The organism is Algoriphagus sp., assembly GCF_029254265.1.
Classification (GTDB): domain Bacteria; phylum Bacteroidota; class Bacteroidia; order Cytophagales; family Cyclobacteriaceae; genus Algoriphagus.
This window is the reverse complement of record NZ_JAQWXX010000071.1, coordinates 1-14659: the sequence shown is the minus strand read 5'-3', so window position 1 is coordinate 14659 and position 14659 is coordinate 1. Positions and strand designations below refer to the sequence as shown.

The following is a 14659-nucleotide window of genomic DNA, read 5'->3' as shown; positions in this document are numbered from 1 at the left end:
ACTGGATGTACTTTTGAAACTGGAACCTATACGATTACGGAGCCGAGTGAATTTTTAGTCTCGAATGTCATCGCTGTAGAGACCACCTGTAGTATTCCGGATAACGGTTCCATTGAATTAACACTTTCCGGAGGAACTGCTCCTTATACGTTCACGAGTATCTCAAGAGACGGAAACCTTTTGACAGGCTTTGTTCCAAGTATTTCTGGAACTTCCTATACCTTCACAAGTCTGGAGGCTGGGAATTATGAGTTGGTATTTACAGATGCAAACGGATGCCCAGTCGTTGAATTGGAGACTGTGGGTACGATTCCTCCTCCGGACATATTATTGAGTGCAAATCCTGCCTACTGTGAGAATGAACAGATAATCATCACCCCTTCAATAGTAGAAACAGGAACGTTGGATGCCTCGGTAGTTTACACTTGGGTTTCTGGAGGTACTACACTAAGTGGACTCAGCGGTAATTTCGGAGGAGGTACTTACATCATTACACCTGGATCCGGGATTAATCCTCCGACCTTGACTCTGGAAAATATTGCCCCGGCTGATTACACCTTTACCCTAGAAGCAAGAGGAGGAGGAAGTTGTGATCTGGATTTTCCAATTGATATCACTGTCAATCCTTTACCAGTTACTGATTTTGAAGTTGTGGATGTACTTTGTTTTGGAGGAACAGGGGAAATCAATTTGATATCAGGTTCAGAAGTTGGACATACATACACCTTAAGCAATGGTGAAACCAATAACACCGGGATTTTCTCAGGTTTAGCTGCTGGGGATTATACAGTAACTATTACAAGTGCTTTGGGATGTTCTCAAACTTTGGATTATACTATCAATCAACCAGCTGAGCTTTTAATCAATGCCATTGATTCTACTGACCCGACTTGTGGAGCGGCGAATGGTGAAATTGTTTTTGACATTATTGGAGGTATAAAAGAGTATGAAATCACAATAAATGGAACTGAATTAAATACTTCAAATTTTGATGTGTCGATCAGTGGCGACACCTACACTATTCGAGGTTTGGCTCCAGACTTCTATTCAATAGCTGTAAGTGATGCAAATTCTTGCCCTGTTAATGCTCCAAATCTTTTTGAATTGGTCAATGATGATGGCTTTGCAATTGGCATACTCCCAATGGAGGATCAGATTTGTGAAGGAGGAACTGCTGAACTTACTCCGCAATTGACTATTCCAGCTGGTGCAAGCCCAGTTTTGAATTGGTATTTTGATAATTCCCTTACACAAGCAATCACTTCTTCTGCAAGCCCAGCACCAGACGGAAATACCTATCAGATTTCTGGGACAGGCTCCTTGAGTATATCCGGTTTACCTGTTGGGACCAGTACGTACTATTTAGTCATTTCAGGAGTTGACATCTGTGAATTTGTCACTGAGGCCACGGTTACTGTCATTCCTCCAATCCAAACCAATGCAAGCGCTACTCCGGTTATTTGCTTTGGTGAGTCGAATGGTACTATTCAAGTAGATTCTCCAACTGGAGGAAGTGGAACTTACGAGTTTAGTTTGGATGGAAATACATGGCAGGCCAACTCACTTTTCGAAAACCTCGCAGCTGGAAATTATACGGTTTATGTAAGAGATGATAGTGGATTAAATGGCTGTGAACTTCAGATTCCAGATGTAATTGTAGATACTCCATCCGGGCCAATTGATGAGACCCAAGCGGTCACACTACCTGTTTCTTGTGGTTTGGACAATGGAGCTGTTCGTGATGTATTGGTGACAGGTGGCTGGGGTAATTATTCCTTTGAATGGAGAAAAGATAATCCGACTTCAGGTCAGATTCTAACCCAAGGGTCATTAGCAGGAATTGAAGACTTAGCATCTGGAGATTATTTCCTAATTATAACGGATGAGAAAGGATGTGTAGAGATTTTTGAATATAAGGTTGGAATAGCATCTGACCCGGTTTATGAATTGGTTGATCCGATTGACAATTGTTTTGGGGAGCTAATTGAAATCAAGCCTGTTCATATTGCTCCAGACCCAAATCTCCCGCCTTCTGCAGGAACTGAAATTCGATGGTATACAGAAGCCAACCAAGTTGGTCAAATCAGCAATGGTCCCGACTCAAATGATCCTTCGGTAATTTATACAATTGATGGCTCGGACTGGTTAAACCCTGTTCTTCAAATTGAAAACTTACCTATAGGCATACACGATTTTTATTTTTATGTGGTCTGTACAGGTCAGGAAATACAAATTGAGGTAGAAGTTTTTGATAAGCCTGAAGTGGTATTCGAAACTGATCCAGTGAACTGTTTTGGAGCTTCGGATGGGAAAATAAGAGCTATTTCGGGAACCAAGACTGAATATACCTATTCGGTTGACAGCCCAAATCCTATTTCAATCGCTGAATTGGAAGCCTTGAATCTTCCTGCGGGAACCTATGAAATTCAAGTTTTTACGCCCGCAGGATGTCCGCAAGTAGTTAGTTTAGTTGTTGAGGAACCTTCTGGAATTCTCGAAATACAACTAGTATCTGAATTAGATCCTTCCTGTAATCTGGATAATGGAGAAATTCGATTAAGCCTTTTAGGAGGAAATCCTGATTATACGCTGACCATGAATGGTACTGCTGTGACAGGATTTGACCCTTCAATAGACGGAACTGAGGTAATAATCGAAAATCTGGCAGGTGGCACCTATACCTTTGAGCTGAATGATTCTAAGAACTGTAGTGTAGCAACTCTTGCTGTGACTTTGGACCCATTGGAAGTTCCTGATTTCAGTGCTACAGGGGATGAGATTTGTGCTTTTGACCCGGTTTCTGGATTGGCAAATACTGCAATTCTGAGACCTGTAGTAGTTAATCTCGCAGGTTCTTCTCCTGTTTATACTTGGTATTATGAAAATCAATCAGGAACCGAGGTTCAAATTTCAGATGGAGATCAATTATTCGGAGGGACAGCTGTTATAAATGGATCAGGTGAACTTGAATTGACAGGTATAGTTGCATCAGATACACCATATAAATTTTTCCTTGAGGTAACAGGAGATTTGGTTTGCCCTGGTCCAAAGATTGAAGTTGAATTAAAAGTCAATTTTACTCCGGAGGTAGCTTTTGAAAAAACAGATATCATTTGTTTTGGTGAAACTACAGGGGGAATAAGAGTGCAGTCTGGAGGTTTGACAGGCTACGTTTATACGCTTAATACTGGAGAAACTAATGATACTGGAGAATTCCAGAATTTGGCAGCTGGTAATTATACTATTGAAATCAGTAATGGAACCAGCTGTATCCAAACTGTGGAGGTTGAGATTGTTGAACCTCAACAACTCTTAATCACTGCTTTAGACTTCACAGATCCTACTTGCGATGCAATAAATGGTGAAATCAGATTTGAGATTTCAGGTGGAACCCAAGCTTATAATATCTTCGTTAATGGCGATGCACTAAACTCATCCAATTTTTCTTTTACTGAAGTTGGAGGAGTTTATACTATACAAAATCTTGCTCCTGGTCAATTCTCGATTCGTGTACTTGATGCGAACGGTTGTGAGGTCGAGTCAACGGATTTATTTTCATTGACAAATAATGCAGGTATTGATATTATTTCAAATCCTGTCTCTGATGAAGTCTGCGAAGGTGAGACTGCCCAACTGACTCCGGATCTTACCTTGCCAAGTGGAACCACACCAATTTTACGTTGGTACAAGGATGCTGCGACTACTCAATTAATAAATTCTTCCCCAACACCTGATACAAATGGCATTATCTATCAAATCGATGCACAGGGAGTTTTAAGCATAAGCAACCTGGATGCAGGGGTTTATAATTATTATTTGAGAATAAGTGGCCCTGGAATCTGTACGCAGGTGACAGAGGCTACTGTTACAGTAGTTGCTCTACCTGCCGTGACTTTGGATGTCTCCAATATCTCTTGTTTTGGAGAAAATGATGGTTCAATTCAGGTTTCTTCAGGAAGTGACCCGTCCTACAGCTATACACTTAATACTGGAGAGACTAACTCTACCGGTAACTTTACCAATCTTTCACCAGGAACGTATTCCCTTGAAGTTGCCACTCCAACTGGTTGCCCTCAACTGCTGAATTTTGAAATTCTTGAACCTGCCGATTTGATCATTAACGACCTTGACTTTGTCAATCCATCCTGTGATGAAGACAATGGTCAAATCACCTTTGAAATTATTGGTGGAACGGGGGATTACAGTATCAATATTAATGGCCAAATTTTGAATGATTCAAACTTTGCATTTATTGAAAATGGTCAAGAATATAAAGTAAAAGGACTTTCTCCAGGAGATTATTCAATCCAAGTGACGGATGAAAACGGATGTTCTGAAACACAAACTGATCTTTTCACCTTGGTAAATGAATCAGGAATCTTAATCGGATCTAATCCATTGTTGGAAGAAATCATGCTAGGAGAGGTGGCTACCCTGACGCCAGACCTTACTGTTCCAAGCGGTGCAGTGTTTACCCTGACCTGGTATTTTAATTCCGCTGTAACTCAAATCATAACTTCCGATTCAAACCCAGCTCCAGATGGGGTTATTTATGAAATAGATGCTAACGATGTACTTACAATTTCAGGACTCAACCCAGGAACATACACTTATTATTATGAAATAAGTGGTCCGGGTATATGCGTGGCTATTACAGAAGCGACTGTAGTCGTGAAATCTCCATTGACTGCAGATGTTGTCAGCACTCCGGTAACCTGCTTTGGAGGAAGTGATGGTAGTATATCCCTAGAAAATATCGTTGGGGGTAATCCTCCATTAAGTTTTAGTCTTGATGGAATTAATTGGCAATCCTCACCAGTCTTTGAAAATTTACCAGTAGGAAACTATACGGTTTATATTACTGATCCATCAATTACTGTTGGTTTCTTGACCACTTTTACTGATGTGCTTATTGAAACTACGGCTACTCAAATTGAAATTAATACTCCTGATCTGATCAGCGCCTCCTGTGATCTGCCTAATGGTGCAATCAGGAATTTGCAGGTGATTGGCGGAACAGGAAGTTATTCTTTTGAATGGAGAAAAGACGACGCCCTTTCAGGAGAACTTCTTTCCAACGGAACTTTGACTGGACTTGAGGATATTTATCCGGGAGAGTATTTTGTTACAATTACGGATAGCAACGGTTGTTCAGAGACTTTTTCTTTTGTAATCGACGAGTTGCCTGATCCTGTTTATGAACTAGTACCTCCAATCGATATTTGTATCGGAGAAGAAGCTACTATTCGTCCTGTTTTCATTGCTCCTAATCCTCCTGTACCTACTTCTCCCACAGATATCATGTGGTACAAAGATGCTGGGCAAGTAGGCTTGATTTCAAATGGACCTGATCCTGATGATGCTTCTATTATTTATACTATAGATGATACGGATTGGATTAACCCTCAATTGACTATAGCTAACCTGCCTGTTGGTGTACATGACTTCTATTTCTATGTTGTTTGTACTGGACAGGAGATCAAAGTTGAGGTAACTGTATTTGGCAACCCTGACATGGTATTTGAGACTTCTCCAGTTTCATGTTTTGGGGGGACAGATGGTAAAATACTATCGATTTCAGGGGATATGCCTGAATATACTTATTCATTGGATGGTGGTGTTGTCCTTACACTCTCAGAATTAGAGGAATTGGAACTTGCAGCTGGTAATTATTCTCTTGAAGTTTTGACTCCTGCGGGCTGTAATCAAATAATTCCCCTTACAATTGAGGGACCTGACTCAGAACTTTTACTTTCTGGAATAACTCAACTAGACCCAGGATGTGGCGCTGATAATGGAAAAATACAAGGACAAATAACTGGTGGATGGGCACCTTATACGGTCAATGTCTTTAAAGATGGTCTACTGCTTAACTCCTTCTCTCAGAGTGTAAATTCTTTTAGCCTTAACGATCTTGGCATTGGTCAATATACTCTTGAAGTAATTGATGATAAGGGTTGTACAATTGTTTCTGACATAATAGAATTGGTTGATGGACCTACGCAATTGTTGATTGATAATGAAGAAATATGTGAGGGTTCACCTGTGACCTTGGTCCCTAGATTGGATCCTCCTGTATCTGATTTTACGATTCAATGGTTTTTTGATCAAGCAGGTACTCAACCTATAGAATCGAGTCCAAACCCAGCTTCAGATGGTGTGATTTATGAAATTTCTTCAGCCGGAGAGTTAACGATTACGGGTCTTTCTTATAATTCCAGTCCATATGCGTTTTATGCAACAGCTACGGGACCGGATGTTTGTCCAGGTTTTGTTGGAAACTCTTTGGTCCAAGTCAATGAGGTGCCAAATGCAACGATCTCCATCACAGCTGAGCAGTGCTTTGGTGAAGGAGGAATAATTACTGTCAATGCATCCGGCGGATCCGGCGGTCTTCAATACAGCTTAGATGGAGTTAATTTCCAAAGCTCTAATGTCTTTAATGTGCCTCAGGGTATCTACTCCGTTACTGTTCGTTCTGGTCAAGGTTGTGATTTGATTATTTCAGATCAAGAGGTAACTGGTCCAGCCAGTCCAATTGAGGTTCAAGATTTAAATCAAATTGATGCGACTTGTGGTAAATCAGACGGTTCAATTAGCTTTAGCCTAATAGGCGGATTTGGAGGGTATGAAGTAGATTTGATACGGAACTCGACGGTGATTTCTACCCAAAATACCCAAGCTGATGGTTCAATCTCCTTCACAGGCTTAGACGCGGGTACTTACTCTATACGAGTAAGGGATGCTGGATCTTGTAGTATCACTTTTGATAATTTGGTACAAATCGAAAATATCCCGACTTCGATTCTGGTCGATGATGTAAGTATTTGCGAGGGTGAAATAGCCACATTGATTCCAACAACATTGGTTAATAACGGCGACACCCAATTTACTTGGTATTTTGATGCCCAAGCCTCCAATCCTATTCCGGTGGGAGCAACTGGTGATCTTACCTACTCGATTTCTTCAGACGGACAATTAGCTGTGGAAGGGCTTCTTGCAAACTCATCACCTTATGAGTATTTCGTTTTGGCCAGTGGTACGGATATTTGTAGTACTGTACCTGAGAAAGCAATTGTCAAGGTGATTGAAATTCCAAACCTAAGAGTTTCAAATCCATCAATTGTTTGTGATCCAACAGGCACCGTTGATCTTACAGCCTATATCGAAGGGTTTAATCCAGCGGTTTATGATTACAATGTGGTTTCACCAAATGGATCACCTATGAGACTGGATGAGTTGGTGTCTGTAGATCTTTCGGGTGATTATAGAGTAAGCAGTGCGGTTAAAGGGACATCTTGCTGGAATCAGCCTCAACGTATTCTTGTAGTTATTTCACAAACTTTACTTGAAGCCGAGTTCAATTATCTTGTTGATTTTGGTGGAGGAAATATCTTCCAAAATGAAGATATCCCGTTGGGAGAAGACGTTTATTTTAATGATCTCTCGAGAGGTAATGCTGTGATTTGGAATTGGGATTTTGGAGATGGATTTACAAGTAATGAAGAGAATCCAGTTCATACCTATAATGAAGTTGGTTCATTTAACGTGAAGCTAAGAGTAGTAGATGACATAGGATGTGAATCTATTTATGAAATGGTAGTTAACGTCATAGATGATTTTGAAGTCATTATACCAAATGCATTTACTCCTCAGGGAAATAAAAACCAATATTTCAAACCTGAATATAGAGGGATTGCAAGCATGGAATTCTACATATTCAACACTTGGGGTGAATTGATCTATAAGGCCACATCTCTCGAGGACATAGGTTGGGATGGTACACTTAATGGTAAGGATGCACCAAATGGTAATTATGTGTATAGAGGAGTTTTCACCTCAAGGAATGGTATAAAAATTGAAAGAGCAGGGGTCTTTATTCTGATTAGATAAATCTCCCTATATAGCATAAAAGGTAAAAAAAACGGATAGCCGCTTAGCAGCTATCCGTTTTTTTTAAGCCTCATCTGTATCAAGGGACCATTTTAATATGACTCATAATTCTATCCTCTACTTCTTCCATAGACTGATTTGAAAGAAAAAGACTTCCCCAAATTTCTACCGAAGCTAACTTGGCCAGTAAGTAAGGGTGACAATTTCTTTTAAGTAGGGTTAAACTTTTTTCGTTTAGATCAAGAGCTGTTTCCAAAAACCCATTTTTAAAAAAGTCTTTTTCAACTTGAACATTCATAAGCCCAGAAACAGGGAATCCTTTTTTCTGGATGTAGGCAAGCTTTTCGTTTAGAACCTTTTGGGTTAATTTACGAACGATGTGCTTATCTATCCGAAATGGGTGTTTGAAATTGTGAAATTTGGAGCTATTACCAACTTTATACTTTACTGGAAGGTTTACTGCGAACTCTAAAACATCCTCGTACAAAAAGGGAAATCTCGATTCTATACTGTGCATCATTCCCATTCGATCGTTTCTCCAGAGTAAGCTATGAATGCTTCTTTCTAGCATGTTTAAAGTCATAGCTTGATCAATCTGATTATTTTTATCCTTTATAAACCCGTAGACTTCTTGGTTTTTTACCTCCTTTTCTGAGAATTCATATCCTGTCAACAGTTTTGAAAAATCTTCTTGGAAATTGTTCTTATCAAGATTGAGGTAGCGAGGAAGACCAGGTACTTTTTTATACACACTAGTTATTAATGTGAAAGGGAATTGAATGATTTTATCAAGTCTTCGGGTTAGCAGTCTTGGATAGCCTAGGAAAAGTTCATCAGAACCCTCACCAGTTAGCACTGCCTTACAGGAATTCGCATTTGCCAGTTGGCTTACAAACTGGAATGGAATTGCATTAGGATGTGATAGAATAGGTGATTCATAATACCAAGTTGTTTTGGCCCATAATTTCAGAAACAAGTCATAAGTAAAATCATGTTGATGTAATTCGGCATTTAATACTTTTGCCAAATAGGTTGAGTTTTCAAGTTCAGAATGTTTTCCTACTACGTTAGATGTGAATAAGGAAATTGGGCTTTTTTGAAAAGCGATTCCAGCACAAAGGGAGGAATCAACACCACCACTGACAAAGGCCCCCATTTTCGCATCTGCTGCCATGACCGAATGGACAGTTTTAGTGAAAATATTTTCAAATTCAGAATGTACTTCAGATTCTTTTTGAAGTTCTCTTTTTAGGAATTTCTCTTCTGAGACATAGTCTGACATTCTGAAGTAAAATTCAATTTCACTTTTCCCTGAAGGTATATCATAAACCAAAAAAGTACCTGGTTCCAATTGTTTTACATTTGTCAGCGCAGTGATAATTCTTGAGTATTCATATTCCCCAAAAGCTGCCAGGCTCAAGAATCTGTGGTTGAGATTCCTATACTCGTCGAGACACCATATCCCTTTTAATTCAGAAGAAAAGACTAGTTTACTATTTTTTGTGCTATAAAATAGCGGTTTCATGCCAGTTCGATCTCTGGCGAGTAAGACTTTGCCTTCAAGAAAATCATAGAAGGCAAAGGCAAACATACCTTTGAGTTTTTTTAGAGTTAATTTCAGACCCCAATGAATTAACCCGAAGAATAACACCTCAGTATCCGAGGTGGTTACAAAAACCTGCTGATGGCTCTGTATCAATTCCTTTTTGAGATCAAGATAATTATAGATCTCACCGTTGAAGACCAAGGCAAATTTATCATTCTCAAAAGGTTGGTTTGACCTTTCGTTCAAATCAACTAAGGAGAGACGATTATGCCCAAACACGGCATCTTGGTAAGAAGAGATAGTGGTGTTATCTGGTCCTCTGTGATGGAGGATTTTACACATTTTCTCTACAGATTCTTTGGTATATTCTGGCCTTAAAGAATGGCTGGCAATACCTGAAATTCCACACATAAAATGTAAGAGATTAGAAATTTGACGCGAATGTAGACGGAATTTTTCGATTCAAAATCTGATAAAAAAGAAATAATAATTCACAAATTGATTAATAACACTTTAAAAGGTGATAAAAATTAGTTTATAATTTGAGTTTTTAATTTTAATTAATTGAATTTCAATTAATTAAAATTTAATTCTGAGTATATTTTTAATGAATTTGGACTTAATTATTTTTGATTTTTTAAAGAAAATTTATAAAAATATCCATGAAAATTGATCGGGGAGCACCTGATTTATCCAACGGGAAATAACTTAAGAATATTTGAGTTTTTTCACTCTGAAAAAGCGCTTTCATTCAAAGCTTTTGTTTTCGCTAATTTTATATTTTTTGAAATTAGGATTCAAATGCAAAAAAAACTTTTGCGAATGAACAGGTTTGTGTTTTGGATCAAAATCTACAGGTTATTTGACCTTCTTTAAGTTTTTTTAAAGTATTTTTGAAAATTATACCATGAGGTAAAAGCACAAAGCGATTTTCGAAATCCAGCATGTCCCTACTGAACTATCAGGTAATTATTCCCGCTCGAAAAGGATCGAAAAGATTTCCAGGAAAAAATAAGACACATTTAGCCGGAAAACCTTTGTTCCAGCATTCTATTGAATTTGCGCTTAAGGAAGGAATTCCTGCGAGTCAGATTTGGATAAATTCGGATGATGACGAGTTATTAGAACTAGCCAAAGATTTCGATGTGAATGTCTATCGTAGAGAAGAGGCATTGGCAGACGACCTCACATCCACAGCGGCAGTGCTACGGGATCAGGTGGTATTTTTTCAAAATAAGAATATTGCCTGTGATGCAGTTATTTTATTACAAGTCACAAATCCGCTTAGACCGACAGAACTACTTTCAAAAAGTCTTGAGCTTTTCAATTCCTCAGATAGATCAAGTCTTTGTACGTTTAGTCGACTCAACAAGAAGTTTGGAACCATTGATAAGGATTACTTCTTTCCAAAAAACTATCTCCCGGGTCAGAGAATGCAAGATCTTGAGCCTTTGTTTTTTGAAAATGGTCTTCTCTACATCACTAAAATAGACTTACTCCTTCAAGAGGAAAAAATTATAGGTGATGATGTATTTCCCATGGTTATCGATCACATTTATGCTCAAGTAGATATAGATGAACCGGATGATCTTATTCTCGCAGAATATTTAATAGAAAATTATATAAATGAAACCTTTTAAAATAAAAGACAGAGAAATTGGAATAAATTTCCCTCCCTTAGTCATTGCAGAATTAGGTATTAATCATGAAGGAAGCCTGAAAACAGCTTTTGAAATGGTTGATGCTGCAGCGAGGGCTGGGGTAGAAGTTGTAAAGCATCAAACTCATATTGTCGAAGATGAAATGAGTTCGGAAGCCAAAAATGTAATTCCAGGTAACGCAAAAGTATCCATATATGAAATTATGGAGCGCTGCGCATTAAACGAAGAGGATGAAATTCGACTCAAAAATTATGTTGAGTCAAAAGGAATGATTTTTATTTCCACTCCTTTTTCAAGAGCAGCCGCAGATCGTCTCCAGGCAATGGATGTTCCCGCATTCAAAATTGGAAGTGGAGAGTGTAATAACCTCCCACTCTTAGAGCACATCGCTTCCTTTGGAAAACCAATGATCCTGAGCACAGGAATGAACACTTTGGAGAGTGTAAGGAAGTCCGTGGAGACAATCAGTAAATTTGATGTTCCCTTGGCTTTGCTACATACTACCAATTTATATCCTACTCCTTATCATTTGGTAAGATTGGGTGCTATGCAACAATTAATGGAGACTTTTCCAGGTATACCTGTTGGCCTTAGTGATCATACGGTAAGTAATCACGCTTGCTTCGCTGCTGTAGCATTGGGAGCATCTATCTTGGAAAGACATTTTACTGATTCCATGGATAGAAATGGACCAGATATTATTTGTTCTATGGATGAATCCGAAACAGCAGAACTGATTAAAGGCTCAAATCTGATCTTTCAAATGCGAGGGGGAAAGAAAGAACCTGCTAAAGAGGAAAAGGTAACCAGCGATTTTGCTTTTGCCACAGTGGTAGCGATTCAAGATATTAATGAGGGAGAACTGTTTACAAAAGATAATATCTGGGTAAAAAGACCAGGGACTGGTCAGGTTTTGGCTGAGAGATTTAATGAAGTATTGGGGAAAAACTCGAAGAATTTCATCAAAAAAGATCAGCACCTAAAATTCTCTGACTATGAGTAAGAAAGTTTCGGTTCTCATCCGAAATAAAAATCAAAAGGATAGTCTTAAATTCTTGCTAAAGAATTTAAATAATCGGTACAAAGAGGATATCGACGAGATCATTGTAATAGATAATGAATCTGTCGATGGAAGTATAGAAATAGCAGAAGAGATGGGGGCAAAAGTCGTCACTATTGTCGACTTCGGCTATGGTAGTAGTGCTAATCTTGCAGCTACTTCCGCATCACATGAAATTGTAGTCATGTTTAGCGCACATTCTTTTCCGGTTAGTCAGGATTTCTTTCAGATTATAAAAGCCAAATTTAACGAGAACGATAACCTCGCCGGAGTAAGGGCTGTTCATAGATCAGGTGATTACAAACTAATGATCAATGGAATAAAGTCAAAAGATGACCCTAATCGGGCGGGATTAATGTTTTGTGGTTCTGCTTTTTCCAAAGAAGTATGGAGAAAACATCCTTTTAAAGATGATATCGTGACTTTTGAGGATAAGGAATGGACGGTAAGAGTATTAAATGAGGGGTATGATGTTGAAATGGTTCCTGCGGTATTTTGTTATGATCTCAAAAGATCTCAAGCCTCCAATTATAAAAGATTTAAGGACGAAACATTAGGAAATAGAGATATATGGGGGAAGAAAGTCACAATAGGTCAAGTCTTCCTTAAAATGGGAAGAAGCTGGTTCGGTTATTTTAAGATTTTTCTAATAGAAACTTATTATGTTTTTAAAACCGGTTTTTTCCTATTGTGGTACGTCCTCTTTGAACAATCGAAAAATAAATGAAAAGATTATTATTTCTGACTGGAACTAGAGCTGATTTCGGTAAAATCAAATCCTTGATTGAAGTATGTCGAAATAATCCTGAATTTGAGGTCCATATCTTCGCTACTGGTATGCATATGCATAAACAATATGGAGAGACCGTAATTGAAATAGAAAAATCAGGATTCAAAAATATATTCAAATTCATAAACTATACTTCTGAAGCAAGTATGGATCTAACTTTGGCAAAAACCATTGACGGGCTATCAGGCTTTGTCAAAGAAAATAAGCCGGATTTGATTATGGTTCATGGTGATAGGGTAGAAGCCTTAGCCGGAGCCATAGTTGGAGCCTTGAATAATATTCTTGTTGGCCATATTGAAGGGGGAGAAGTTTCAGGTACCATCGATGAATTGATCCGACACTCAGTAAGTAAACTCAGTCATATCCATTTTGTATCGAATGAGCTGGCCAAAAAAAGACTCATTCAAATGGGGGAATTAGAAAATCAGGTTTTTGTCATCGGCTCGCCAGACATAGATATTATGTTTTCTGATAAATTACCTGATCTGGATACTGTTTGCGATTACTATCAAATCCCATTTAGGAAGTTCTCAGTCTTAATGTTTCATCCGGTCACCACAGAGTATGCCCAGATTGGAGAATATGCCAAAGTTTTGGTGGATTCGCTCTTGGAAGATGACTCTAACTACGTGGTAATTTATCCGAATAATGACATGGGGACTTCCAAAATTCTAGATGAATTTAAAAGACTTTCCAATAACAACAGGTTTAAAATATTTCCATCCCTAAGATTTGAATACTTTCTCACAATCTTAAAAAAATCCGATTTTATCATCGGAAATAGTAGTGCAGGCATTAGAGAAGCTCCTTATTATGGGATTCCAAGCATCAATCTAGGAACCAGACAGCAAAATAGAGCCTTTGGAGAGACAATCATTCATTCTGACTTTGATCCGGAATCCATTCAGAAGTCGATTGAAAAAGCCAAAACAATGGGGAAATCCGAACCTGTTTTTGGTTTTGGAAAAGGGGATAGTTTTAAACTATTCAATGAGATTCTATCAGATCCGGATTTTTGGAATTCTTCTCATCAAAAACTATTTAATGACCTTTAATTTATGAGAGGTTAAATAATATCCTGACATGCATCGCCCATTGATTTCTATTATTATCGCATCATATAATCAGGGGCAATTTCTAGATGAGTGTCTGAAAAGTGTATCTGATCAGGTCTACCTGAATTGGGAATGTATTATCGTTGATGATGCAAGTCTTGATCAAAGTGTTACAATCGCAGATTCCTGGGTAAAAAAAGATCAACGTTTTAAATTGATTTGTCTCCCAAAAAATAAGGGGCTAAGTCATGCAAGAAATAAAGGATTATCCATTTCTAAAGGTGATTATTTCCAGTTTTTGGATTCAGATGATCTTCTTTTGTCAAAAAAAATCCATCATCAAGTTTCTTTCATCGAAGGTGATCTTATAACTGTTTCCGGATCTAGGTATTTCTATAATCAGGAAGGAAAAAACTTTCAGCGTATAATTGGGAAAAATGGGGCATTCACTGAAATAGTGATTTCCAAATGGGATCAGACAGACGTTTTTGAGGTGTTTAAGCAGAGAAATCCCTTTGTAGTTTGTGCTCCTTTATTTGTATCCATCCGATCAACCCCATATTGCTAAAGGCCTCCTGACTGTATAATGTTGCAGGATGAAAAACGTAAGCAACGAAGAATACTATTCCCTTTTCTGTAAATGGAGGGAATCCG

Annotated in this window: 7 protein-coding genes; 6 read left to right on the top strand and 1 reads right to left on the bottom strand. The window is 38.3% G+C overall.

Annotation, left to right across the window (positions count from 1 at the left end):
• Window positions 1-7893: PKD domain-containing protein (locus P8O16_RS10085; RefSeq protein WP_300314096.1), on the top strand; the 7893-nt coding region annotated here is incomplete at its 5' end.
• 79 nt (window positions 7894-7972) lie between these two features.
• Here the strand turns inward: P8O16_RS10085 and asnB are convergent.
• Entirely contained in the window at window positions 7973-9850 is a 1878-nt protein-coding gene (gene asnB, locus P8O16_RS10080; protein ID WP_300314093.1) for an asparagine synthase (glutamine-hydrolyzing), read from the bottom strand.
• 533 nt (window positions 9851-10383) lie between these two features.
• On the opposite strand from asnB, the gene P8O16_RS10075 reads away from it, so the two are divergent.
• Genes P8O16_RS10075 through P8O16_RS10055 form a run of 5 tightly spaced genes read left to right on the top strand, consistent with a single transcriptional unit; the run spans window position 10384 to window position 14573 of the window.
• Window positions 10384-11079: an acylneuraminate cytidylyltransferase family protein gene (locus P8O16_RS10075; protein ID WP_300314090.1), complete on the top strand. Its 696-nt coding sequence runs from the start codon at window positions 10384-10386 to the stop codon at window positions 11077-11079.
• The gene (locus P8O16_RS10070) at window positions 11066-12103 is read left to right on the top strand and encodes an N-acetylneuraminate synthase family protein (protein ID WP_300314087.1); all 1038 of its coding nucleotides are present in this window, start codon (window positions 11066-11068) and stop codon (window positions 12101-12103) included. The genes P8O16_RS10075 and P8O16_RS10070 overlap by 14 nt, the downstream gene beginning before the upstream one ends.
• On the top strand, window positions 12096-12887 hold the full coding sequence (locus P8O16_RS10065) for a glycosyltransferase (RefSeq protein ID WP_300314085.1): 792 nt from the start codon (window positions 12096-12098) through the stop codon (window positions 12885-12887). The genes P8O16_RS10070 and P8O16_RS10065 overlap by 8 nt, the downstream gene beginning before the upstream one ends.
• Window positions 12884-14005: a UDP-N-acetylglucosamine 2-epimerase gene (neuC, locus tag P8O16_RS10060; RefSeq protein ID WP_300314082.1), complete on the top strand. Its 1122-nt coding sequence runs from the start codon at window positions 12884-12886 to the stop codon at window positions 14003-14005. The genes P8O16_RS10065 and neuC overlap by 4 nt, the downstream gene beginning before the upstream one ends.
• A 28-nt stretch (window positions 14006-14033) precedes the next feature.
• Window positions 14034-14573 (top strand): glycosyltransferase family 2 protein, encoded by a 540-nt coding sequence (locus tag P8O16_RS10055; RefSeq protein WP_300314080.1) that lies wholly within the window; start codon window positions 14034-14036, stop codon window positions 14571-14573.
• The last annotated feature ends 86 nt before the right edge of the window (window positions 14574-14659 follow it).

Coding starts and splice junctions, on each gene's coding strand:
- asnB (WP_300314093.1), bottom strand. CDS start 9,850: ATGTGTGGAATTTCAGGTATTGCCAGCCATTCTTTAAGGCCAGAATAT.
- neuC (WP_300314082.1), top strand. CDS start 12,884: ATGAAAAGATTATTATTTCTGACTGGAACTAGAGCTGATTTCGGTAAA.
- P8O16_RS10070 (WP_300314087.1), top strand. CDS start 11,066: ATGAAACCTTTTAAAATAAAAGACAGAGAAATTGGAATAAATTTCCCT.
- P8O16_RS10075 (WP_300314090.1), top strand. CDS start 10,384: ATGTCCCTACTGAACTATCAGGTAATTATTCCCGCTCGAAAAGGATCG.
- P8O16_RS10065 (WP_300314085.1), top strand. CDS start 12,096: ATGAGTAAGAAAGTTTCGGTTCTCATCCGAAATAAAAATCAAAAGGAT.
- P8O16_RS10055 (WP_300314080.1), top strand. CDS start 14,034: ATGCATCGCCCATTGATTTCTATTATTATCGCATCATATAATCAGGGG.